General features: G+C 70.1%; 22 protein-coding genes and 3 pseudogenes. 9 read left to right on the top strand and 16 right to left on the bottom strand.

The genetic code is table 11. From position 1 onward, the window contains the following. The first annotated feature begins 10 nt into the window (after positions 1 to 10). Genes SSP29_RS47300 through SSP29_RS47285 form a run of 4 tightly spaced genes read left to right on the top strand, consistent with a single transcriptional unit; the run spans position 11 to position 4740 of the window. A complete protein-coding gene (locus tag SSP29_RS47300) occupies positions 11 to 967 on the top strand; it encodes a respiratory chain complex I subunit 1 family protein (RefSeq protein WP_089107194.1) in 957 nt (318 codons plus the stop codon). Beyond that, positions 964 to 1656: a hypothetical protein gene (locus SSP29_RS47295; protein WP_089107193.1), complete on the top strand. Its 693-nt coding sequence runs from the start codon at positions 964 to 966 to the stop codon at positions 1654 to 1656. The genes SSP29_RS47300 and SSP29_RS47295 overlap by 4 nt, the downstream gene beginning before the upstream one ends. Beyond that, entirely contained in the window at positions 1656 to 3254 is a 1599-nt protein-coding gene (locus tag SSP29_RS47290; RefSeq protein ID WP_089107192.1) for a proton-conducting transporter transmembrane domain-containing protein, read from the top strand. Before SSP29_RS47295 ends, SSP29_RS47290 begins: the two co-directional genes overlap by 1 nt. Before the next feature lie 4 nt (positions 3255 to 3258). Continuing rightward, on the top strand, positions 3259 to 4740 hold the full coding sequence (locus SSP29_RS47285) for a hydrogenase large subunit (protein ID WP_089107191.1): 1482 nt from the start codon (positions 3259 to 3261) through the stop codon (positions 4738 to 4740). Between the two features lie 356 nt (positions 4741 to 5096). Here SSP29_RS47285 and SSP29_RS47280 read toward each other — a convergent pair whose 3' ends face one another. The 5 genes from SSP29_RS47280 to SSP29_RS47260 all read right to left on the bottom strand — a co-directional run bounded on the left by SSP29_RS47280 (position 5097) and on the right by SSP29_RS47260 (position 6706). Next, the gene (locus SSP29_RS47280) at positions 5097 to 5282 is read right to left on the bottom strand and encodes a DUF6126 family protein (RefSeq protein WP_089107190.1); all 186 of its coding nucleotides are present in this window, start codon (positions 5280 to 5282) and stop codon (positions 5097 to 5099) included. Further along, positions 5279 to 5665 (bottom strand): ATP-binding protein, encoded by a 387-nt coding sequence (locus SSP29_RS47275; protein ID WP_089107189.1) that lies wholly within the window; start codon positions 5663 to 5665, stop codon positions 5279 to 5281. Before SSP29_RS47275 ends, SSP29_RS47280 begins: the two co-directional genes overlap by 4 nt. 71 nt (positions 5666 to 5736) lie before the next feature. Further along, the gene (locus SSP29_RS47270; RefSeq protein ID WP_089107214.1) at positions 5737 to 6075 is read right to left on the bottom strand and encodes an ArsR/SmtB family transcription factor; all 339 of its coding nucleotides are present in this window, start codon (positions 6073 to 6075) and stop codon (positions 5737 to 5739) included. 5 nt (positions 6076 to 6080) lie between these two features. Then, positions 6081 to 6263, bottom strand: coding sequence for a hypothetical protein (locus SSP29_RS47265; protein ID WP_150136313.1), 183 nt, complete (start codon positions 6261 to 6263; stop codon positions 6081 to 6083). A 116-nt stretch (positions 6264 to 6379) separates the two neighbouring features. Next, a complete protein-coding gene (locus tag SSP29_RS47260; RefSeq protein WP_089107188.1) occupies positions 6380 to 6706 on the bottom strand; it encodes a hypothetical protein in 327 nt (108 codons plus the stop codon). A 642-nt stretch (positions 6707 to 7348) separates the two neighbouring features. Between SSP29_RS47260 and SSP29_RS47255 the strand changes: the two genes are divergently transcribed. Then, the gene (locus SSP29_RS47255; RefSeq protein ID WP_089107187.1) at positions 7349 to 7630 is read left to right on the top strand and encodes a hypothetical protein; all 282 of its coding nucleotides are present in this window, start codon (positions 7349 to 7351) and stop codon (positions 7628 to 7630) included. 363 nt (positions 7631 to 7993) lie between these two features. Then, the gene (locus SSP29_RS47250) at positions 7994 to 8626 is read left to right on the top strand and encodes a DUF1345 domain-containing protein (protein WP_089107186.1); all 633 of its coding nucleotides are present in this window, start codon (positions 7994 to 7996) and stop codon (positions 8624 to 8626) included. 98 nt (positions 8627 to 8724) lie between these two features. Here SSP29_RS47250 and SSP29_RS60705 read toward each other — a convergent pair. Then, positions 8725 to 8808 (bottom strand): annotated as a pseudogene (locus tag SSP29_RS60705) (DNA-binding protein); the annotation flags it as partial. After that, a pseudogene (locus SSP29_RS60700) lies at positions 8808 to 9002 on the bottom strand (CopG family transcriptional regulator); the annotation flags it as partial. The pseudogenes SSP29_RS60700 and SSP29_RS60705, both read right to left, overlap by 1 nt. Here SSP29_RS60700 and SSP29_RS61650 point away from each other — a divergent pair. Further along, positions 9003 to 9191 (top strand): annotated as a pseudogene (locus SSP29_RS61650) (aldehyde reductase); the annotation flags it as partial. A gap of 78 nt (positions 9192 to 9269) precedes the next feature. Here SSP29_RS61650 and SSP29_RS47235 read toward each other — a convergent pair. Both SSP29_RS47235 and SSP29_RS47230 read right to left on the bottom strand, forming a co-directional pair. Continuing rightward, the gene (locus tag SSP29_RS47235) at positions 9270 to 9974 is read right to left on the bottom strand and encodes a hypothetical protein (protein WP_145969062.1); all 705 of its coding nucleotides are present in this window, start codon (positions 9972 to 9974) and stop codon (positions 9270 to 9272) included. A 52-nt stretch (positions 9975 to 10026) separates the two neighbouring features. After that, entirely contained in the window at positions 10027 to 10620 is a 594-nt protein-coding gene (locus SSP29_RS47230; protein WP_089107184.1) for a TetR/AcrR family transcriptional regulator, read from the bottom strand. 234 nt (positions 10621 to 10854) lie between these two features. Between SSP29_RS47230 and SSP29_RS47225 the strand changes: the two genes are divergently transcribed. Further along, a complete protein-coding gene (locus tag SSP29_RS47225; RefSeq protein ID WP_089107183.1) occupies positions 10855 to 12000 on the top strand; it encodes an FAD-dependent oxidoreductase in 1146 nt (381 codons plus the stop codon). A gap of 155 nt (positions 12001 to 12155) precedes the next feature. Here SSP29_RS47225 and SSP29_RS47220 read toward each other — a convergent pair whose 3' ends face one another. The 5 genes from SSP29_RS47220 to SSP29_RS47200 all read right to left on the bottom strand — a co-directional run bounded on the left by SSP29_RS47220 (position 12156) and on the right by SSP29_RS47200 (position 18692). After that, positions 12156 to 12773, bottom strand: a complete 618-nt coding sequence (locus SSP29_RS47220) for a malonic semialdehyde reductase (RefSeq protein WP_089107212.1) — start codon at positions 12771 to 12773, stop codon at positions 12156 to 12158. A 148-nt stretch (positions 12774 to 12921) separates the two neighbouring features. Further along, on the bottom strand, positions 12922 to 14940 hold the full coding sequence (locus tag SSP29_RS47215) for an acetoacetate--CoA ligase (RefSeq protein ID WP_089107182.1): 2019 nt from the start codon (positions 14938 to 14940) through the stop codon (positions 12922 to 12924). A 16-nt stretch (positions 14941 to 14956) separates the two neighbouring features. Beyond that, positions 14957 to 16579, bottom strand: coding sequence for a bifunctional 3-(3-hydroxy-phenyl)propionate/3-hydroxycinnamic acid hydroxylase MhpA (mhpA, locus tag SSP29_RS47210; protein WP_089107181.1), 1623 nt, complete (start codon positions 16577 to 16579; stop codon positions 14957 to 14959). Next, positions 16576 to 17550: a fumarylacetoacetate hydrolase family protein gene (locus tag SSP29_RS47205; protein ID WP_150136309.1), complete on the bottom strand. Its 975-nt coding sequence runs from the start codon at positions 17548 to 17550 to the stop codon at positions 16576 to 16578. The genes mhpA and SSP29_RS47205 overlap by 4 nt, the downstream gene beginning before the upstream one ends. Then, positions 17547 to 18692 (bottom strand): VOC family protein, encoded by a 1146-nt coding sequence (locus SSP29_RS47200; protein ID WP_089107180.1) that lies wholly within the window; start codon positions 18690 to 18692, stop codon positions 17547 to 17549. The genes SSP29_RS47205 and SSP29_RS47200 overlap by 4 nt, the downstream gene beginning before the upstream one ends. A 137-nt stretch (positions 18693 to 18829) precedes the next feature. On the opposite strand from SSP29_RS47200, the gene SSP29_RS47195 reads away from it, so the two are divergent. Further along, a complete protein-coding gene (locus SSP29_RS47195) occupies positions 18830 to 19465 on the top strand; it encodes a TetR/AcrR family transcriptional regulator (RefSeq protein ID WP_089107179.1) in 636 nt (211 codons plus the stop codon). A 52-nt stretch (positions 19466 to 19517) separates the two neighbouring features. Here SSP29_RS47195 and SSP29_RS47190 read toward each other — a convergent pair whose 3' ends face one another. Then, the gene (locus SSP29_RS47190; protein WP_089107178.1) at positions 19518 to 20147 is read right to left on the bottom strand and encodes a TetR/AcrR family transcriptional regulator; all 630 of its coding nucleotides are present in this window, start codon (positions 20145 to 20147) and stop codon (positions 19518 to 19520) included. Positions 20148 to 20261: 114 nt separating this feature from the next. Beyond that, positions 20262 to 21308 carry a zinc-binding dehydrogenase gene (locus SSP29_RS47185; RefSeq protein ID WP_089107177.1) on the bottom strand — a complete coding sequence of 349 codons (1047 nt, stop codon included), beginning with the start codon at positions 21306 to 21308 and terminating at the stop codon, positions 20262 to 20264. Positions 21309 to 21321 lie beyond the last annotated feature (13 nt).

The following is a 21321-nucleotide window of genomic DNA, read 5'->3' as shown; positions in this document are numbered from 1 at the left end:
GAGCGAACAGATGAACGCTGTCGGATACACGGCTGTGGCCGGCCAGATCGTGGCAGTCACTGCCGGGGCGCCGCTGCTGACGGGGTGGATGCGCCAGGTACGGGCCCGTCTGGAGGGACGGGCCGGGGCCGGGGTGCTTCAGCCCTGGCGGGACGCCCGCAAGCTGCTGCGCAAGGAACCGATCACCCCGGCCGGCACCGGACCCGCCTTCCGGGCTGCCCCCGCTTTGCTGGTCGCCACCACCGTGGTCACTGCCGCACTCGTGCCGCTGCTGTCCACCGACACTCCCGTCAGCGGGCACGCGGATCTCATCGTGGTGGTGTCGCTGATCGCGCTCGGCACGCTGGCCCTGGCCTTGGCCGGCCTGGACACCGGCACCGCGTTCGGTGGCATGGGTGCCTCCCGCGAGATGACGGTCGCGGCCCTGGTGGAGCCGACCATCCTGCTGTCGGTGTTCGCCTTGTCGATTCCGGCCGGCACCACCAACATCCCCGCCATCGTCACCGGCGCCGTCGACGAACCGGCTCGTCTCGCCTCCCCGGCCGGGCTCCTGGCCGTGGCCGCGCTCGCGGTGGCGGTACTCGCGGAGACCGGGCGGATTCCGGTGGACAACCCCTCCACCCACCTCGAACTGACCATGATCCACGAGGCGATGGTGCTGGAGTACGCGGGCCCCGACCTGGCCTTGGTCGAACTCGGCGCCCAGATGCGCCTCACCCTGCTCCTGGGCCTGCTCTCCTCCCTGTTCGTGCCCTGGGGCATCGCCACCACCGGCTCCTGGGCCGCGCTGGCCGTGGCCCTGGTGCTGCTCGCGGCGAAACTCGTCCTGCTGGGCGCGGTGCTGGCGGCGGCCGAGGTGTTCTGGGCCAAGGTCCGGCTGTTCCGCGTGCCCGAACTCCTCGCCGGATCCTTCCTTTTGGCGCTCCTCGCGGTGACCGCCTCGTACTTCCTGACCGGAGCCTCATGAACGGCGGCCTCTACACCCAGCTCCTCGACCTGGCCTGTGGCCTCTTCCTGCTGGCGGCCGTGCTCGTGCTGTGGGTGCGCGAACTGGCCGTCATCGTCCGGATCTTCGCCCTCCAGGGCATCGCGCTCGCCGCCCTCGCCGTGCTTCTCGGTGCCCACGAACAACGCTGGGACCTCATCGGTGTGGGCATCGGCATCGGCCTGCTCAGAGCGGGTGTCCTGCCGTATCTGATGCGCCGGGCGCTGGCCGCGATCACCGCCGACCGGCAGCGGTACGGCACGGCGGTAGCGGAGAGCAGGGAGACGCAGCCCCTGGTCAATGTCGCCGCCTCGCTGCTGACCGCGGCTCTGCTGACCCTGCTGGCCTACGCGGTGGCCCGCCCGCTGACCGAGCTGAACCCGACGCCCGCCACGCGCGCTCTACCCGTCGGCCTCGCCGTCGTCCTGATCGGCTTTTTCGTCCTGGTGACCCGCAGACGGGCCCTCGCCCAGGTGGTCGGCTTCCTGCTGCTGGACAACGGCATCACCGCCACCGCGTTCCTCGCCACCTCCGGGGTGCCGCTGATCGTCGAACTCGGCGTCTCCTTCGACGTACTGCTGGCCGTCCTGGTGCTGCAGATCCTCACCACCCGCATGCGCGAGGCATTCGGCACCACCGACATCGACGACCTGCGGGAGCTGCACGACTGATGAGCCCCACCGCTTCCGCCCTGCTGCTCACCGCACCCGCCGCCGCACCACTGCTGGTCGCCGGGGCGTACACGCTGAGCGGAGCCCGCGCCCGCCCGCCCGCCGCAGCATTCGCCGCGGTGTTCACCCAGGCCCGCAAGCGGGCATCCGCACAAGGCTCCGTCCTGGTGCAACAGGCACTCGTGCCCACTACGACGAGGCGCAAGCGGTATCCGACGGACTGGGTCGCTCTTGTCTCACCGGCCGTGATCCTCACCTGTGGCAGCCTGCTCGCGGCGGATGTCGTTGCCGATGGCCCGCGCACCGCGTACTCCGGGCTGCTGCGCGCGGACGCACTCACCGTCTGGATGCTCCTGGTCATCGGTACCGTCGCGCTCATCGCCTGTGGCAGCGCCCCTGTCTATCTGCGCGGCGAACGGGAGGCCGGGCGGGCGAGCGAGTGGACCGTACGTCGCTACCACGTCCTGGTCCAGGCCTTTCTGGCGGCCATGTGCCTGGCCGTGCTGACCGCGAACCTCGGCGTGCTGTGGGTCGCCATCGAGGCCACCACCATCGTCACCGCCTTCCTCGTCGGCCACCGCCACACCCGCACCTCGGTCGAGGCCGCCTGGAAGTACGTCGTGATCTGCTCGGCCGGTATCGCGCTGGCCTTCCTCGGCACCGTGCTGATCTACTACGCGGCCCGGCAGGCCGGTATCACGGAGGCCTGGGCCCTTGACTGGCCCACCCTCGTCGCCCACGCCGACCGCCTCGACCCGGCGGTCACCCGCCTCGGCATCACCCTCATCGTCCTCGGCTTCGGCGCCAAGGCCGGCCTGGTCCCTCTGCACGCCTGGCTGCCCGACGCCCACAGCCAGGCCCCCGCGCCGGTCTCCGCGCTCATGTCCGGGGTCCTGCTCTCCGTGGCCTTCACCGCGATCCTGCGCTACCGGGTCATCGCGGATGCCGCCCTCGGCACCGGCTTCACCCGCGTCCTGCTCGCCGCCATCGCGCTGCTCACTCTCGCCCTCGCGGCCGGCCTGCTGCTCGCCCAGCGCGACTACAAGCGGATGCTGGCCTACTCCAGCATGGAACACATGAGCCTGATCGCCCTGGCCACGGCGATCGGCAGCCCCCTCGCCCTGTCCGCCGCGCTGCTGCACGTCGCCGGCCACGGACTGGCCAAGTCCGTCGCCTTCTGCGCCTCCGGCCGCATCCTCCAGCTGACCGGCACCACCCGGATGGGACGCGTCCGCGGCCTGATCGCCCGAACACCGTCGCTGGGAGGGGCGTTCGGACTCGCGGCCGTAGCCTTGATGGCCTTCCCGCCCTTCAGCCTCTTCGCCTCCGAACTCGGCATCGCCCGGGCCGGTTTCGCCGCCGGCACGGGCCTGAGCTGGGTCACCGCGGCGGCTCTGCTGCTCGTGCTCCTGGCCTTCGCCGCGCTCGCCGCCCGCACCGCCCGGATGCTGCTGGGAACGGGAACACCGGCACACGAAAGCTCCTCGGCCGTGTGGCCCCTGGCACTGGGGCTGGCTGCCTGCGCCGCCCTGGGTGTGGCCACCGGCCCGCTCACCGACCTGCTGCACGCCGCCGCCCACGCGATCGGAGGCCAGTGACGCGATGCGCAAGAGCTACCAGAGCAGCTCCGCCACCCTGCCCCAGCATGCCGAGAACCTGCTCGCCCAGGGCCATCGGCTCGCCCTGGTCGCCGCGCACATCGACGAGGACGGGCCGCGCGTGGTGTACCTGTTCGCCTCCGGCCCGCCCGATACGCGCGTGGAGCTGAACGTCCGTCTCGCCTCCGACCGGCCAGAAGTGCCGTCGCTGGCTCATCTCTCCTTTGCGGCGGGCCGGTTCGAACGCGAGATGCGCGACCTGTTCGGCATTGTCCCCCAGGGCCACCCCCTGCCCCGCCGCCTCGTCCGCCACTTCCACTGGCCGCGCGGCTGGTACCCCATGCACGCCGACGCCGGCCCCCCGCCGACCTTTGGCGAACAGGAAGGCCCTTACCCCTTCCTGGAAGTCGAGGGCGACGGCGTGTACGAGATCCCGGTCGGCCCGGTACACGCCGGGCTGATCGAACCCGGCCACTTCCGCTTCTCGGTCGTCGGCGAGACGATCCTCAAACTCAAGGCCCGCCTCTGGTTCGTCCACAAAGGCATCGAGAAACTGTTCCAAGGCCGCAGCGTTGCCGCCGGCCTGCCGCTGGCCGAGCGCATCAGCGGCGACACCGCCGTCGGCCATGCGCTCGCCTACTGCCTGGCCGTCGAAGAGGCCACCGGCACCCAGGTTCCCGCAGAGGCACAACGCGCCCGCGCCCTGCTGCTGGAACTGGAGCGCATCCACAACCACGTCGCCGACCTCGGCATGCTCTGCAACGACGTCGGGCACGGAATCCTCAACGCACACGCCCAGCGCATCCGCGAACACCTCCTGCGCCTCAACAAGGACGTCACCGGACACCGGCTGCTGCGCGGCGGCGTCCTCCCGGGCGGCGCGGCCCTGCGCACCCTGCCCGATCCAGCCCGGCTGAAGGCGCTCGGCGAGGACATCCGCGAGATCACTGACCTCGCCCTGGGCCACTCCACCGTCCGCGACCGCTTCACCGCCACCGCCGTCCTGCCCACTCCCGCCGCCCGGGAGATCGGCTGCCTCGGCTACGTCGCGCGCGCCAGCGGCATCGCCAACGACGCCCGCGTGGCGCACCCCTTCACCGCATACGGTCCACAACTCGACATCCCTGTCCATACCACCGGCGACGTCCTGGCCCGCTTCCTGGTCCGCGCCCAGGAGATCGAGGTCTCACTCGCCCTGATCGAGCACTTCGCCGAAGGACTCGACGCCCCCGCCGCGGTGCTGGCGCCCCACCCGCTGCCCGGCGCGGGCCCCGGCACCGGCGTGGGACTGGTCGAGGGTTGGCGCGGCACCATCGTCACCCGCGTCGAACTCACCGCCGACGGCACTCTCACCCGGGTCAAGCCCGTCGACCCGTCCTTCTTCAACTGGCCCGCCCTGCCGGTCGCCCTGAACGACACGATCGTCCCGGACTTCCCGCTGACCAACAAGAGCTTCAACCTGTCCTACGCGGGCAACGACCTGTGACCGGTCAGGAACCCGCGTCGTCGCCCACCAGCCGGTATCCGGTCACGATGCCGGCCTTGATCCGCACCAGGTGCTCCATCTCCGTGGCGACCAACAGCGATCAACCTCGGCACTCCTTTCTCCGTCATCCGCGCCGCTCACAGCAACGTCCATGGAAGAAATCTTCACATTGTGCCCAGGGTGGTCCGCTGGGGAGGAGGCCTATGGGACAGCCGCCCGCGGGAGAGGAACGTCCGTCCACTGGCTGGGCCGATCGACAGCTTCACCGGTACCCCGGCGGTTGCCCAGGGCCGTTCGGCCCCAGGCTTGGGGCGATGACGCGTTTCTCGGGGGCGCCCGGAACCCTGGCGACGTGGTTACTTGTGTGCGTGCTCGCCGAGGTAGAAGAGCAGCCACACGAACCCGGCGAACAGATGGGTGCCGAAGATGTAGAAGCCTGCCCGGATCACGACCCCGCGCTCGATCTGCCACTCGCGGTCCTTGTCCTTCCCTTTGCGCGTCGTGTTCGGCGGCGGCTCGGCCGCTCCGGCTTCCTCACTCACGATGTCGTCTCCCTGTCCTGCGATCTCCACGTTCGCCTGGCCGGTTCCGCGCTGACGTCGCCGTCGTACTCGCCGGCCGGCTCGGCCACCAGCTGTAGTCCCGCCCCCATCGCGCCCGGTTCGAGGTCGGGCAGGCACGGCTCGGCGTCAGCGGCGCCGACGACCAGATGGCCCGCCTCGACCGTTGTCGCCACGTCCGTGACCGGAGACCGGGGTGCGTGGCGCAGCACGTTCACGACCAGCTCACCGACCACCAGCAGCACCGCGTCGGCGAACGCGGAACCCGGCGCGACGCCCGCCTCACCGAATCGTCCGGCCACCGCCTCACGGGCCATCCGCACCGCCTCCGGCTCCACCGGGATCGAGCCGACGTGGCGCCGCACGGGCGACGGCACATGCTCTGTCGCCGCCGCGGGCCGGCGTCTGCGCCACGGCCGGAACGGGTGCCCGCCCCTCACCGGGCCGCGTCTGTGGAACGCAGTTCGTCCAGTAGCTCCTGCCGGCCCGCCAGCAGTACGGACAGGATCCGGCGTGCTGCGGCAAGCAGGTCGGCCACATCCCCGCCCGCCAGCTCGTACACCACGGTGGAGCCGGTCCGGGTAGCGGTGACGATCCCGGAACGGCGCAGCACCGCCAGCTGCTGCGACAGGCTCGACGGCTCGACCTCGATGGCGGACAGCAGGTCGCGTACCGGCTTCGGCCCGTCCTGCAGCAGCTCCAGCACCCTGATCCGCACCGGATGCCCGAGCATCCGGAAGAACTCCGCCTTCGCCTCGTACAGCGGAACCGGCATCCCGATCACCCCTCGTCCAGTTCTGTCGCCTCGACGTCAAGCCCATGCCTGCGGGCGAACCTGACCGCGTCATCCAGCTCGTCCTGCGCCACCGCGACGGCATAGGGGTCCTCCGCCTCCCGGGCGGCCGCCAGAGCGGCCCGGGCCGCCCGCACCCGCGCCAGCAACGCCTCAACAACTGTTCCCACCCCGACCTCCACACCGTCGATCATCTATCAACCAATGCAACTAGCTAATTGAAGAACTCTTCAATTGTAGGTGCCGCTGACCGCGGCCGCCCCGTCTCGCGAGGGCACTCCGGGTTTCAAACGTCTGCCAACTGTGCACAGAGGCAGAACTCGCGCAGTTCGGCCCCGCAGGCGCACTGGCGGACGAAAGTGAGCACATCGCCCCGCCGCAGTGAGTCCCGGCACAGTTCATCGGTCAGCTCCAGAGCACGCCGAGCCACGCAGCCGAGCCGACTGACCGGACCCATCTCCGCCTCGCGACGCAGACACGCGATTTCCCTCGTGGCCACCGTATCGGTGCCGGCTGCCTGCAACTCCGCCAGGAGCACGGACGCCTCCCCGACGAGATACTGCTGCGTCAATCCGACCACCGCCCAAATCAGCCAGCAGGCCGACACCACCATTCTCCGCTCCTGCATCCCCCGCAGCCAGACTTCGCTATGGGCCCTGGCGCGCTGCCTCACACGCCGGAGCCGTGGAGCGCTTGCACGAGGACGCTGAGAGCGGGTGACACCGCCGCCGGCAAGGAGGTGTCGGCCGACGGCGAGGGTGGGACGCTCGAAGGTGCGGCTGGGACGGTGGAGACGCGACCCGCTCAGGCGACACAGTGACGTCTTCGAAGCCTTCAACGTCGTCACCGACGGTGTCCTGGCGCCACCAGTGGTCGAGGCGATCCGGGTGCTGGGCATCGCGCGCCAGCGCGGTCAGGGCCCGCACTCCAGGCGCCGAACCCGGTCCGGGGTCGGCCGGTGTTCGCACCGGCGATTCTGCGCGACCAGGTCGCGGGGCTGGACCGAGCCGCGCTGATACGCGCCCTGGCCCGGCTGCGGCCGGGCTACGACCGGTCCTGTCCACCTTGGGCACCACAGCGCCTGGCCCGCCGCAACCAGGCCATGGACGATGAGATCGCCGGGCTGGACACCGAACCCTCCCCACCGGCCAAGCAAGCCGCCCTCGCACATAGCACGAGAGCCCTGCCTTGCCGATCGCAGCCACCGGCCCGAGGCTGCGGGCGGTTCGGCCGCGCGACCGCCTACCGTAGAGACATGAGCGAAATCGTCGTCGTCTACGAGCTCGACAAGTCGGCGGCCACGCACTCCTCCCCGGGAACGCCGAGCGGTGAGGAACGGCACGTCCGCAGGGTGCACGCGGCGCCCGCCGTCCCAGGGGCGCCCACCGCGACGGGACCGAGGACCCTCTGCGGCAGGGACACCTTCGCGATGGAGACGACCCGCTGGAAGCCCTCCGAGCACCCGGGGGCGCCCTGGTACCCCGCGGAATACGCATCCGTGGCCTGCCCCGACTGCGATGCCGTGATCGAGACCTGACCGGCATACCGACTGCCTGACGTCGCCGCACCCACCGTTTTCCTGCCGCTCACCACCCTTGTGCCACGTACTCGCAGGGCATCTGCCAACGGCCGGTTCGTTCTACTGGCCGCCGCCAGGCGTCGCGGCGGGGGCGGGGCAGGCCGCCCTTGCCCCAGGGGACCTGGCGGAGCACCGAGAGTGGCCGTCGACGGTCCCAGCGAGCGTTCCGTCACCCGTGCCAGATGCCGCTCGAACACCTCTCGCATGCCCGGTGTCAGCGTCCGCAACGCCACCGCCTCTCGGACGGCCCTGCGCCCCGCCGTGTCGATCAGACGCCGTGAAGCGCGCTGACCGGCGGCGACGGGGCTACCGTGATGCCGCATGAGACGCTCCTTGCCCCTGGATGCCGTGCCCCGCCTCACCGGCGCGGCGATCGTCGGAGCGGTGGTCGGCGTGGCCGTGGCGCTGGCGACCGATGGAGCACTGGGCGCACTGGCCGCGATCGCCGCGACGGAACTGTCCTTCGTCCTGGCGGGCTGGGCGGTGCTGTGGCCGATGGACGCGACGGCCACCCACCGCAATGCGCGGCGTGAGGACTTCCGTCCCGTGACCGATGAACTCGTGGTGGTCGCGGTGGCCCTGTGCGGACTGGCCGCCATCGTGCTGCTGCTGGTGCGCGGGAAGTCCGACCCCGGCCATGTGGCGGCGGCGACCGCCCTGTGCGGCGTCTTCACGGCCTGGGCCGCGCTGCATCTGATGTACGCCGCCCGTTACGCCTACGTGTATTACGAGTCCGAGGGCGGGATCGACTTCAATTCGGACGACCCTCCGGCGTACCGGGACTTCTTCTACTTCAGCTACAACCTCGGCATGACCTATCAGGTGTCCGACACCGATGTGTCGAGTTCGGCGATCCGGGCGATCGTGCTGCGTCACACGCTGCTGTCCTACGTCTTCGGCACCGGCATTCTCGCCACCGCCATCAATCTCGTCGTGGGCATAGTGAGCGGCTGAGGTGGAGACTCCGGGGCAGGGCCGGGCCACGACTGCCCAGGGCCTGGTGACCGCACGGCGTGAGCCGGTGTGTCCAGGGCAGGAAGCATGCGTCGCGCTGACCGGTCGCGCAGGACGGCCTTGGCCAGCCCCTCGCTGTCCAGGACCAGGGTGCCGCCGGGCGCGGCGGGGGAGCGGGACACGCGGCGTCGGCCCCGCCCTGCGTCTGCTGCCGACGGGCCTGGTGGAGCTGCTCACGCAGAGCCTGGACCTCTTCGTCCGTGACGGGATCGTGCTCGGCCTCTGCGACCTGGATGAGTTCGTTGAGGTTGTCGCGTTCGATCTGCCGGGCCACGGCTGCAGCGACGTAGGCGGACAGTCCGCTGCGGGCTTTGGCTCACGCACTCTGGGCATCGTGAACCCGGAACTGCGACTGCTCAAGCACCAGCTCGGCCGGGATTTCGACGCCACAAGCACCAAGGCGGAGAAGTTTCTCGGGTGGCGAGCGCGTCCCATCGAGGACACCGTCGCGGAGACTGCCGAGAGCCTCCTCGCCCACGGCATCGGGACAAAAACCCGCTCGTAACCGACCGACGCGGCAGCCCTGCGCGCCGAAGATGCGTCGAACCGGTGACGCGGTGCGACAGGTGTCGCTGGTGCTGCATCAGCGGCTCGTACCGGTATCGCCATCGTCATGGGGAGAATCCCGCTGTCTCCTGCCGCCCGGAGCGGAGTCGTCCCCTTGCTCTTCCAATAGTTCAAGGAGTGCGGCATCCGCCCTCTTTTGATCTTCCTTGGTTAGCTCGACCGGTGCGTTGTTGTAGACGGTGTAGCGATTCGGATCGATGATGTTGGCGGCCCGCAGGGTGAACGTCAGCAGGCGGCGCCACCCTTTGCGGTGACCGACCCGGGCTTGCAGCTGGACCTTGTAGTCACGGGCTTCCGGCATGAACCCGGAGAACGGTGCCTCGAACTCGAGGAAGAGTTGTTGCGCCTCTCTGCCGGGCACGACGAAGCCGGCCGGCAGCTTCGCATCCTCGTCCGGCCCCGGCTGGAGGCGAGACAGTGTGGACACCCACAGGAGCGGCAGGTGAGATGCGGGGTCGTCAGGGAAAGTCAGGATGAGGTCCTGTACGACTATCGGCTTGGGGCCGGTGTTATGAAGTACGAGCGGGAGCCGCAGACGGGTCGTCGATGAGTGGACAATCGCTGCGAAGGCATGAGGCTCCCACGTCCTCAGGTGCCCTTGTCTGGCGTTGAGCCACCAGAACGACGCCACGGTGAAGAGCAGTGCGCAGGTCGACACCACGCCGGCGCCTGTGAGTGATGAGGACGCGGCCTGCTCGGTCGCGGTCATCAGCGGAACCACGGATTCAGTGTGTCAGCCCCGGCGCGGGCTCGCTGAGGACCGGGATCAGGCGTTACTGCGCGGGCGGCCTGCTTGGCGGCTCCCAGCCGTGGGTGAGGATGCCGAAGATCGCGTCGACGGCGGCCCGGCGGTCCTGCCGGCCGCGAGCGAGCACCGGGATCTCGAGTACGAATCGGGCAAGCGCCACACATGAGAGGTCGTCGTGGTCAACGCCCAACTCGTCAGCGATGGCCGCGCTGAGGCTGTCGGTGTACCGGGTCCACATGCGTTCGGCGTAGGCGCGCAACACCGGCGTGGAGTTCACCAGGTTGGTGAACTCGGCTGCCTGAGGATGTGCCTCGATCGACGGCCAGGTGTCCAGGACGTGCTGTCGAAGGGCATCGAGGATGCTCTGACCGGAGGGGCGCTCCCGCACCGCGGCGATCAACTGTGCCTCGCGGTCTTCGTCCTGGTCGAACACCAGCGCCTCCTTGCCGCTGAAGTGCTTGAACACCGTCGCGGTCGACACGTCGGCGGCGTCGGCGATGTCACGGATGCTCACCTGGTCGTAGCCGCGCTCCAGGAAGAGTTCCAGTGCGGCGTCGGCGATCGCCTGCCGGGTGGCCGCCTTCTTGCGGTCGCGGCGGCTGGCAGAGGGCATGGTCATGGCTGGAGCGTACCCGATAGTCGAATTAGTCACTAAGTAGAGTCGTTGCACTTTTCTACTCGCTCTGATTTTATAAGCGTTGCGAGCACTGAGCAGCACATCCTTGTCGGCCCGGTCATCGCCTGCACCGCGCCGGCCTGTTCATCTGAGAGGCCCCTCTGCGCGGCACATCCGGTGCCGAGGCCGACGACGCCCGGCCTGCTTGCCGCACTTCGCCGACCGAAAGGGACAACCATGAACTCCCCAGAACCCGCTCGGGCACGCATCAGCATCATCGGTGCCGGCCCCGGCGGACTGACCTGCGCCCGCATCCTTCAGCAGCGCGGCATAGCGGTCACCGTCTACGACCGAGACGGGGGCCCCGACGCGCGCAACCAGGGCGGCACCCTCGACCTGCACGCCGACAACGGCCAGATCGCCCTGCGCGAAGCCGGTCTGCTCGACGAGTTCTTCAAGCTCGCCCGCCCCGAAGGGCAGGAAATGCGCCTGATGGACCCGACCGGCACGATCACGTCCCATGAAGTCCCGGCGGCCCACGAACTCTTCAAGCCGGAAATCGACCGCGGCCAGCTGCGCAACCTGTTGCTCGACTCCCTGCAACCGGGCACCGTGCACTGGGGCCGCGCCCTCGACACGATCGGCGGACCCGACGACGGGCCGCGGCAACTGCACTTCACCGACGGCACGACCATCCAGACCGATCTGGTCATCGGCGCCGACGGCGCCTCCTCCCGAGTGCGCCCGGCCGTGTCCCCCGCCGTCCCCGAGTACACCGGGGTGAGCTTCCTGGAAGCGTGGTTCTCGGACGTCGAGAACCGGCACCCGGACCTGGCCGAACTGGTCGGCCAGGGCAGCGCCCACGCGGCCGACGGCGAGCGCGCCCTGTTCGCCCAGCGCAACAGCGGAAACCACATCCGCGTCTACATCGTCCGACGAGTTCCGGTCGACTGGATCAGCATGAGCGGCCTGACAGGAGGGGACACCGACGGCATCCGCGCCCTGCTCCTGGGTGAGTACGCCCACTGGTCGCCTCGCCTGCGCCGGATGATCACCGAAAACGACGGTCCCTACGTCGACCGCCCGATCTTCGCCCTCCCGGTCCCGCATACCTGGGAACACAACCCGACGGTGACCCTGCTCGGAGACGCCGCCCACCTCATGCCCCCGCTCGGCGTCGGCGTCAACCTCGCCATGCTCGACGCCGGCGAAATCGCCCTCGCTCTCGCGAACGCCGCCACCGTCGCCGACGCGATCCGCACCTATGAGAAGGCCATGCTCCCCCGCTCCATCGAGACAGCCAAGTCCCTCGAAGGCGGCGCCGAACACCTGCTGTCCACCGACGTACCCGACTTCGGCAGCAACAACGACGCCCAGCACTAAAGTGTCACGGTGCCGGTCAGCGCCCTGGCCTCGTTCTCGTGTCCTGACTCCTCTGCAGGAAATCCGTCACAGCCGGCTTGGTGAAAAATGGGCGCCGGTACTCAGAAGAGCACCGGCGCCCATGGCATGACGCCTCTCACCTACCTGCAGTGCCGTCAGGCCCAGGCGAGGGCGTCCTCGACGGGCACGCGGGGCCGCCGCGGGAACCACGGGTCGGCTCCGGGGTGACCGATGTTGACCACCAGTTGCGAGCGCCAGCTGGTACCGGCGAAGAACTCCTCGTCCACGTCGGCCCTGTCGAAGCCCGCCATGGGACCGGCCGCCAGCCCCGCCGCGCGGACGGCGAGCAGGAAGACCCCGGTCTGCAGTGCCGAGTTGTAGGCGGCAAGGCTCTCGCGCCTGTCAACCTGGTCGGCGAACGCCGCTCGCAGCATCTCGCCGCGGGCCGGGAAGACGGTCGGCATCTGCTCGTGGAAGTCGACGTCGTACGCCAGGATCGCGACGGCCGGCGCGCTGAGCGTCTTGGCCCTGTTGCCCTCGTCGAGATGCCGGACGAGTCGCTCCTTGCCCTCGTGGGTGCGCACGAAGAGCACACGCAGTGGCTGGCCGTTGGCGGCGCTCGGCGACCAGCGGGCGAGTTCCCAGATCATGGCCAGTTCGTCGTCGGCAACGGCCACCTCGGCGAAGGTGTTCGCGGTGCGGGCCTCGGTGAACAGCACCTTTCGTCCGGCATCGTCGAGGACATCGAGGGCCTGCTGTGCGCGGTTGGTCATGCTCGTCATTTCTCTCTTACTTCGGTTGTGTGTGGTGCCGGTGCGGGCTGACCGCCCCGGCACCACCCCCTGGGGACGGGGTCTGCGGAGCCGGGCGGGGCACAAGGTTCCGGTGCTGTCACGTGGGCCTGTGGTCCCCTGGCCGACGTCATGTGTCGTGTGCTGACCGCTTGTTCCGCTCCGCGCCCAGGCGGGCGAAGTAGGCGATCAGGTCGGGATCGTCGACCGCCTCGGGGTTCAGGACCTGCTCGGCGGGGGCACCCTGGAGCAGGCGCTTGATGGGAACCTCAAGCTTCTTGCCGGTCTTCGTGTGCGGGAGCGCCGGTACGGTGAGGATCTCGTCGGGGACGTGGCGGGGTGAGGCGCCCGCGCGGATGGCGACGCGGATCCGGTCGCGCAGGGAGTCGTCCAGGTCGACCCCGTCGGCGAGGACCACGAAGAGCGGCATCCAGTAGCCGCCGTCGGGTTCCTCCGCGCCGATGACGAGGGCCTCGGTGATCTCGGGGAGGCGTTCGACGATGTCGTGGATATCGGCACTGCCCAGGCGCACGCCGTTGCGGTTGAGGGTGGCGTCGGAGCGGCCGTGGACGATCACCGAGCCGTGCGAGGTGAGCGTGATCCAGTCGCCGTGCCGCCACACACCGGGGTAGGCGCCGAAGTAGGCGTCGTGGTAGCGGCTGCCGTCGGGGTCGTTCCAGAAGTACAGCGGCATGGATGGCATGGGCCGGGTGACGACCAGTTCGCCGACCTGGTCGAGGACAGGGTTGCCCGTCGCGTCGTAGGCGGCCAGGGCGACGCCGAGACTGGGGCCGGACAGCTCTCCCGCCCAGACGGGGGTCGTGGAGGCGCTGCCGGCGAAGCCGGAGACGATGTCGGTTCCGCCGCTGGTGGAGGCCAGTTGGACGTCGGCGCCCACGTGGTCGCGGACCCAGGGGTAGGCGGAGGCGGGCAGAGCGGAGCCGGTGCAGCCGACGACGCGGATGGCCGACAGGTCGTGCAGGGAGGGTTCGATGCCCAGCTTGGCCATGGTCAGCAGGTACTGAGGACTGGTGCCGAAGACGGTGACTCTGTGACGGGCGGCCAGTTCCCACAGGACGTCCGGACGCGCCTGCGGTACCGGGCTGCCGTCGTAGGTGCAGGTGGTGGCTCCGGTCAGCAGGGTGGAGACGACCAGGTTCCACATCATCCAGTGGGTGGAGGTGTACCACAGCAGGCGGTCCCCGGTGCCCAGATCGGTGTGCAGGCCGAGGGTCTTGAGGTGTTCGAGCAGGACCCCGCCGTGCCCGTGGACGATGCCCTTGGGCAGTCCGGTGGTGCCGGAAGAGAAGACGACCCACAGGGGGTGGTCGAACGGCACCGGGGCGATGGTGAGGTGCTCGACGCGGGTGGCCGCGTCCGCCCAGGGAACTCTCAGCCCCGAGTTGCCGCCCTCGGGCCACTCAAGGCCCACGTGGTCCACGAGCACCGTGGCCTTCAGCGTGGGCAGGGCTGCGGCGAGTTCGAGCGAGGCGGCGCGGCGGTCGTGGGTCGTGCCGTTGAAGAGGTAGCCGTCAGCGGTGATGAGCACCGTGGGTTCGAGCTGGGCGAAGCGGTCGGCGGCGGCCTTGGGGGCGTAGTCCTGGCCGCACACCGACCACACCGCGCCCAGGCTGGCGGTGGCGAGGAAGGCGATGACGGCGTGGGGGGTGTTGGGCAGGTAGCCGACCACCCGGTCGCCCTCTCCGACGCCCAGGTCGCGCAGGCCGGCAGCGACGGAGGCGACCCGGGCGCGCAGCTCCCGGCCAGTGATCTCATAGCCGGCCCCGGTCTCGTCCAGGGCGGTGATCGCGGGAGCGTCCGGCCGCAGGTTGCGCAGCGCGTGATGGACGTAGTTGAGGGTGGCGCCGGGGAACCAGCGGGCGCCGGGCATGGTCTCCTCGGCCAGCACCCGCTCGTACTCGGTCGTCGCGTCGATGTCGAAGTACTCCCACACCGCGGTCCAGAACCCTTCGAGGTCGGTGACGGACCACTGGTGCAGGGCTCGGTAGTCCGTGGGGTCCTGAAACCCTTCGGCGGCCCGGTGCCGGGCCGCCCATCGGGCGAAGTCCGCGATGCGGCTACGGGCGGCCGACTGCGGGTCGGGAGTGAAGAAGGGTTCCGTATACGACTCAGGGCGCGGGGTGGTCATGGTGTGGTGCTCCTCGTCAGACGGGCCGGGCATCGGCGGTACGGCGGGCCGTGTGCAGCAGGGGGGCCCACGCGACGGTGTCCGTGAAGTCGCCGGTGCCGGCCGGGACGGTGTCCATCACGACGCGGTCGGGGCGCAGCAGGACGGCGTCGGCACGGCCGCGGGCCAGCCAGCCGGCCAGGGCGCCGTCGTCGCCCAGGTCGTCGACGCGGATCGTCGGGGCGCCCAGCGCTGTGGCCACGGCCGTCATCTGCGCTGTGGTTGGCACAGCGGTCAGGACGGCGAAGGAGTCTCCCAGGACGTCATCGAGACGCACTCGCCTGCCGTCGTACCGCACCCAGGGCTGCGGGCAGAAGGTGCCGGCCAGCACGCGACCGGTCAGCCTGGGGCGGCGCCGCACGAGTGGACCTGCGGTCAGCGCCGGACTGAGGTCACGGCTCACCGCCGCGGTCACACCGGGGACGCGACAGGCCGTTCCCACGACCGCCCGGCGGAACGCCGCACCGCGGTCCTGGCCGCCGGTCATGGCCCAGCCGACGGCGACCGCCACGCGGATCACATGGCGGGCGTGCGGCTTGCGCTCGCGTTCATAGGTGTCCAGCAGCCCCTCGGGTGCGCCCTGTTGGAGGACGCGGGTGAGTTTCCAGGTGAGGTTGTTGGCGTCGCGCAGGCCGGCGCACAGCCCCTGCCCCACGAAGGGCGGAGTGAGATGGGCGGCGTCGCCCAACAAGAAGACACGCCCCCTGCGCCACCGGTCGGCGAGGCGGGCCCGGAAGGTGTACTGCGCCTGCCGTATCACCTCGAAGCCGGTGCCCTGCGAGGCGTCGGACGGCAGGTCCACCCAGGGGGCGACCAGTTCGCGCAGGCGCTCCCATCCGTCCGGGCCGTCCAGGTCCTGGTCGTCGGCCAGCCGGAACTCCCAGCGGTAACGGTCCTCGCCGACGCGCATGAAGGTGGCCGGCCGGGTGGGCGAGCAGATCTGCTCGGCGCCTTCCCAGGTGCGCACAGGGCGACTGGTGCACACGTCGATGACCCGCCAGCTCTCTTCGAAGCGCAGGTCCTCCCAGACGGCGCCGATGGCGTCACGGGAGAGACTGCCCGCGCCGTCGCAGCCGAGGACGGCATCGGCCCACAGGTGCTCCTCCTCGTCGCTGCCGTCGCGCCGGAAGGTGACCCGGACCGGGCCCGTCGGATCGTTCGGTCCGTCGGTGTCCCGTGCGACGGACTGGGTGACGGACACCACCTCCACCCCACTCCACAGTTCGCACTCAGGGCGGCGCGCCAAGGCGTCACGCAGCAGGCGTTCCAGCTCGGGCTGGTCGAACATGCTGGTCTGGGGGAAGCCGTGGTGCCCCTGCGGCGACCGCGCGAATTCGGCGATCACGTGGTGCCGGGAGTCCAGCAGTCGCAGGCCGCGCGCCGGTCGGGCGAGGGCGGCGAACTCCTCGTGTACACCTACGCTCTGCAGGATCCGGCGGATCTCGTCGTCCACGACGACGGCACGCGGCAAGGGGTAGACGTCCCGGTGGCGTTCCAGGATGAGGCTGTGCACCCCGTGCCGGGCGAGCAGGAGCGCGGCCGTGACTCCGACGGGTCCCGCACCGATGATCACCACCGGTCGCCGGGATGCGGCGCTCACGTCGCGTCCGCCACAGCGGTCCGCTGCTCGCCGAGGTCGATCCGTCCGTCCGAGGTGGCGATCGTGGCGGTGATGAGGTCACCGCTGCGCAGGTACTTGGGGTTCTTGGCCTGGCCCTTGAAGAACGCCTTCCACTTCAGTGCGGGCGGCAGCAGCGCAGCGATCTTCTCGGCCGCCTTGGGCGGGGCCTTCAGAGCCGTGCCGCCGGGAGTGCCGGTCAGCAGCAGGTCGCCCGGGTCGAGGGTCTGGAAGCGGGCGAGCAGGGTGAGCGCCTGTGCGGGCCGTACGATCATGTCGGCGAGCGTGCGGTCCTGGCGCGACACGCCGTTGACCGACAGCCGCAGCCGAAGATTCAGCAGGTGGGCGAAGTCCTCGGGTTCCAGCAGGGCCAGGTACGGACCCGTCGGTGTGAAGGTCGGGTAGGACTTGCTCTCGTAGAACTGGGTCTTGGTCAGCTGGACGTCGCGGGCGCTGACGTCGTTGGTCAGGACGAGGCCGGCGACGTAGCGCGGCAGGTCCTGTTCCTCGACGACGGTGCCCACGGGCAGGGTCGCGCCCATGACGAGGCCGAGTTCCACCTCGTAGTCGAGGAACTTGACGTGCGTGGGTCGGATGATCGTGTCGTGGGGACCGCTGACCGAGCCGGACGCCTTGCGGAAGAAGGTGGGCGGGATGTCGCCGGTGAAGCCTGAATCCTTGGCGTGGCTGCGGTAGTTGACCATCTGGGCGACCACCCGGCACGGAGTGGTGACCGGAGGCAGCGCCACCAGGTCGGCGACGGGCATGCCGCTCTCGGCGCAGGCGGCGGCCTCGCGGACCGCATCCCGGTCGGCGAGCAGTTCGGCGGTCGTGACGGCCTTGGTCCGGACGCGGACGGCGCGTTCGTCCCGGACGACCCACCAGCCTCCCCCACTCTCGGCTTCGCTCGAGCGGGAGGTGCCCCCAGTGGTACGCAGAACGTTGGTGCTCATGAGCTCATCGCTTTCATCAGGCCCAGCAGGCGTGCGGGGTCGAGTTCGTTGTCGTCGCGCAGGGCCGTCATGACCTCGCGGAGCTTGGCGGGGGAGGGGTTGGTGCCCAGGAAGTCGCGGGTGACGGGTGGCCCCCACTGGGCCAGGCCGCTCGCCGACATCGGCGCCCAGCCGGGCTCCAGGTCGCAGGAGAAGAGGTCGCCGTCGGCGAAGTGCTCCAGCATGAAGTGGTCGGGGTCGCGCCAGTAGTCGAAGAGCTGACTGCCCTGGATGTGCCGACCGATGCCCCAGCTGCGCCGGTAGCCGCGCTCGGCCAGATACTCCCCGCCGACGGCGATCGAGTCCAGGTCGGTGACCTGGTAGGCGGAGTGGACGTAGCCGGTACCGGGGCCCAGGTGCAGGGCGAGGGTGTGGTGGTCCACGGGCCTGCTGCCCTGGTCGCAGCGGATGAACGCCATCGTCGGCCCGCGCCCGCGCTGCCCGTCCAGGAACAGGAAGTCGGACACGATCATCCCGAGGGTGTCCAGATACCAGTCCAGCGTGCGGGCGAACGTCCGTGTCTCCAGCACCACATGGCCCAGCCGCTGGATATGGGACGGCTCGCGGGGCGGCCGCTGGGTGGCGTTCGTACGACGGTGATCGGTACCGAAGTTGAGGATCAGCGGCTCCTGCTCGGGCAGCGCGGGCAGCCGCTCGGCGCAGTGCACCACCCGGACCGGCAGGCCAGAGGGATCGAGCAGGGCGACCGACTGCCCACCGCCCGGTACGCCGATGTCCCGGACGGTACTGCCGGTGGTGCGGGCCAGCCGGTCCAGGTCGGCCCGCTCGGCCGCGCGGAACGCCGGCCCGAGGAAGCGGGAGGCGCGCCCGCGCCGGATGACCATGCAGGGTGAGCCCGCGAACGTGCCGCGCAGCCACAGTTCGTGGTCGGTGCGGGCGACGATCGCGAAACCGAAGTCTCGGGCGAACACCTCGGCCCGGTCCAGGTCCGGCTTCTCGAACTCCAGCCAGGCCAGGTCCGCCACCTTGATCACGGGATTGCGGGCTCGTCCGTGGTGCTCTCCGCGCAGGGAGCCCTGCTCACTGTGAAGGTCCTGGTGAGGCGTCTGGTGAGCGCCCTTGTTAACAGGGGTGTGGGACATGGTGTCCTCCAAGCAACACTGCCGTAATGAGGAAATCATCAACTCTGGCGCTTCTCATCGTCAATAGGTACAGCCCAAATAATTGATGGTCTCATCAGTAATGGCAGACTCATCGCGGCGGTGGTTACACTCGCGGTATGCCGACGTCAGCCCTGCCCAAGAACCGTTTCGAGCGGCGCCGCGCCGAGACTCGTCAGTCGCTCGTCCGCGCGGCCCGGCAGATCCTCGCGGAGACCGGGGACACCAGCGTCAGCATCCAGGCGATCGCCGAGCGCGCGGATGTCGGGTTCGGCTCCTTCTACAACCACTTCGAGTCGAAGACGGAGCTGTTCGACGCCGCGGTGACAGACGCCCTGGACGAGTTCGGGCAGGTCATAGACGAGCGCGTAGAAGGAATCGACGACCCGGCCGAACTCGTCGCCGTGGGCTTCCGGCTCACCGCCCGCATGGCCGACTCCCACCCTGAACTCATGCGGATCCTGCGTGACCGCGGTCTGGCCTACATCCACTCCGACCGCGGGCTCGCCCCGCGAGCCCTGCGCGACCTGGAGAACGGCATCGCCTCGGGCCGCTTCACCTGCCGCAACGCGACAACCGCCCTGTCCGCCTTGGGCGGCACCCTGCTGTCCCTCGTGGCGCTACGACTGGCCCGCCCCGACATCGACGGAGATGAGGTCGCCTCCGACCTGGCCGAAATGGTTCTCCGCATGCTGGGCATCGCCCCGGACGACGCCCACGAGGTCACCCGACGTCCTCTGCCGGGCCTCGACTGACAGCTCGGCAGCCGACATCATGCGGACCGCGAAGGGTCCCCCCGGGAGGGCGTCAACCATTCATCACGTCCTGCACCTGGCGTGCGGCGGCCTGCGGTGCCACGCCGGCGGCCACGAGGAACGCGGTCGCGGCGGCCTCGCCCGAGGGATCGGTCCAGGTGCCCGCGCCGTTCTTTTCGGCGAGGGCCAGCATCAGCGCTTCCAGCGCGTGGGCGAGGACCGGGGCTGGGACGTGGGCCGCGAACACGCCTTGGTGCTGGCCACGGCGGATGGTCGCGATGGCCTCCTCACGGGCCGGTGCCAGGGTGGCGTGGACCGCATCCCCTCCCGGATGGCGACGCCCCAAGGAGATGAGCATGCGGAACCGGTCGCCCACCGCCCATGCCGCCAGGGCCATCCGCGCCATCGCCTCAGGCGGATCAGCATCCGGCGTACGGGCTGCGGCGAACGCCTGCTGAAGCGCTTGGCCTGCTTCGTGCGTCAGCTCGTCGATCAGCGCTTGCCGGCCGGGGAAGTGTCCGTAGAGGGTGCGCCGCGTGACGCCGGCCGCCACAGCGATGCTGTCGAGACTCGCGTCGGGGTCGTCACGCAGTGTCCGTCGAGCGGTCCCGAGGATGCGTCTGTGGTTCGAGCGGGCGTTACTGCGCTGCGGGGTGCGGCCCGGGATATCGGTCCTCTGCATGACTCCGTCGCTCCGAGTTCTTGGCTGCGGGAAAACCTTGGGCGCCGGTGCTCCCTCAAGCACCGGCGCCCACTCACCCCTGCCCGAGGTGGCTTGGTGTCCTGCTGACGGGTGTCAGGGGACGAGGATGAGGCGGATCGGGTCGCCGATCTTGTTCTCCAGGCGGCTGACCGCGTCGGCCGCGTCGACGAGCGGGATGTGGTCCGTGATGGAGGGGGCCAGGTCGAGGCGGCCGGCTGCGGCCAGCCGCACCAGTTCGGAGACCGACTCCGGGAAGCCGCCGTAGTGACCGCGCACCTGCTTCTGCAGGTAGTTGAAGGTCAGGCCCTCGGTGATGGTCAGCGGCTTGGGCGTGATGCCCACCAGGATCAGGGAGCCGCCCAGGCCGAGCACGGAGGCGGCCTGCTCGCGGACAGCGGGCACTCCGGCGCAGTCGAAGGCGAAGTCCAGGCCCCGTCCGTCGGTGGCCGCGCGTACCTGGTCGGCGAAGTCGGGGGCGGCCGGGTCCAGGGCGTGGTCCGCGCCGAAGGCCAGGGCGCGTTCCCGGGCGCTGGGCAGCGGGTCGACGGCGATGATCGGCGCGGCGCCGACCAGGCGGGCGAGGCGTACGTTGTGCGCGCCCACTCCGCCCACCCCCCAGATACCGACCGACTGGGCGGGGCGGACGCCCGCGGTGGCGACGACGGCGGCGTAGGGGGTGGAGACCGCGTCGGGGATGATCGCGGCCTGGTCGAAGGGGAGGGCGTCGGGGATGGGGATGAGGGTGTCCTCGCGGGCGATGACGTACTCGGCCCAGCCGCCGTCGTAGTCGATGCCGGCGGTGAGCATCTGCGTGCAGGGGCGGCGGCGCACGCATCCGGAGCACCGGCCGCAGGTCTTGCCGGCCTCCAGGGTGACGCGGGTGCCGACGGACAGACCGCGCTTGAGGCCGGGGCCGAGGGTGTGGATCACACCGGCGACCTCGTGGCCGACGGTGACCGTGTCGGAGGTGGCGAAGAGGGGGACGAGGGAGCCGTCGAGGAGGTGGACGTCCGAGAGGCAGACGCCTGCGGCCTTCACCTCGATGAGTACCTCGCCCGGGCCCGGCACGGGGATGGGGACCTCCTCCACGGCGAACTTCTTGCTGTCCAGGTGGAAGCGTCCGGCGAGCATGGTGTCCATGAAGATCAGCTTT

Source organism: Streptomyces hyaluromycini, assembly GCF_002217755.1.
Classification (GTDB): Bacteria; Actinomycetota; Actinomycetes; order Streptomycetales; family Streptomycetaceae; genus Streptomyces; species Streptomyces hyaluromycini.
The sequence above is the reverse complement of the archived record's forward strand: the minus strand, read 5'-3'. Positions and strand labels throughout refer to the sequence as shown.

Coding starts and splice junctions, on each gene's coding strand:
- SSP29_RS47185 (WP_089107177.1), bottom strand. CDS start 21,308: ATGGACACCATGCTCGCCGGACGCTTCCACCTGGACAGCAAGAAGTTC.
- SSP29_RS47195 (WP_089107179.1), top strand. CDS start 18,830: ATGCCGACGTCAGCCCTGCCCAAGAACCGTTTCGAGCGGCGCCGCGCC.
- SSP29_RS47260 (WP_089107188.1), bottom strand. CDS start 6,706: ATGGTGGTGTCGGCCTGCTGGCTGATTTGGGCGGTGGTCGGATTGACG.
- SSP29_RS47230 (WP_089107184.1), bottom strand. CDS start 10,620: ATGACCATGCCCTCTGCCAGCCGCCGCGACCGCAAGAAGGCGGCCACC.
- SSP29_RS47200 (WP_089107180.1), bottom strand. CDS start 18,692: ATGTCCCACACCCCTGTTAACAAGGGCGCTCACCAGACGCCTCACCAG.
- SSP29_RS47215 (WP_089107182.1), bottom strand. CDS start 14,940: ATGACCACCCCGCGCCCTGAGTCGTATACGGAACCCTTCTTCACTCCC.
- SSP29_RS47225 (WP_089107183.1), top strand. CDS start 10,855: ATGAACTCCCCAGAACCCGCTCGGGCACGCATCAGCATCATCGGTGCC.
- SSP29_RS47255 (WP_089107187.1), top strand. CDS start 7,349: ATGAGCGAAATCGTCGTCGTCTACGAGCTCGACAAGTCGGCGGCCACG.
- SSP29_RS47290 (WP_089107192.1), top strand. CDS start 1,656: ATGAGCCCCACCGCTTCCGCCCTGCTGCTCACCGCACCCGCCGCCGCA.
- SSP29_RS47190 (WP_089107178.1), bottom strand. CDS start 20,147: ATGCAGAGGACCGATATCCCGGGCCGCACCCCGCAGCGCAGTAACGCC.
- SSP29_RS47300 (WP_089107194.1), top strand. CDS start 11: ATGAACGCTGTCGGATACACGGCTGTGGCCGGCCAGATCGTGGCAGTC.
- SSP29_RS47285 (WP_089107191.1), top strand. CDS start 3,259: ATGCGCAAGAGCTACCAGAGCAGCTCCGCCACCCTGCCCCAGCATGCC.
- SSP29_RS47270 (WP_089107214.1), bottom strand. CDS start 6,075: ATGCCGGTTCCGCTGTACGAGGCGAAGGCGGAGTTCTTCCGGATGCTC.
- SSP29_RS47205 (WP_150136309.1), bottom strand. CDS start 17,550: ATGAGCACCAACGTTCTGCGTACCACTGGGGGCACCTCCCGCTCGAGC.
- SSP29_RS47295 (WP_089107193.1), top strand. CDS start 964: ATGAACGGCGGCCTCTACACCCAGCTCCTCGACCTGGCCTGTGGCCTC.
- SSP29_RS47220 (WP_089107212.1), bottom strand. CDS start 12,773: ATGACCAACCGCGCACAGCAGGCCCTCGATGTCCTCGACGATGCCGGA.
- SSP29_RS47250 (WP_089107186.1), top strand. CDS start 7,994: ATGAGACGCTCCTTGCCCCTGGATGCCGTGCCCCGCCTCACCGGCGCG.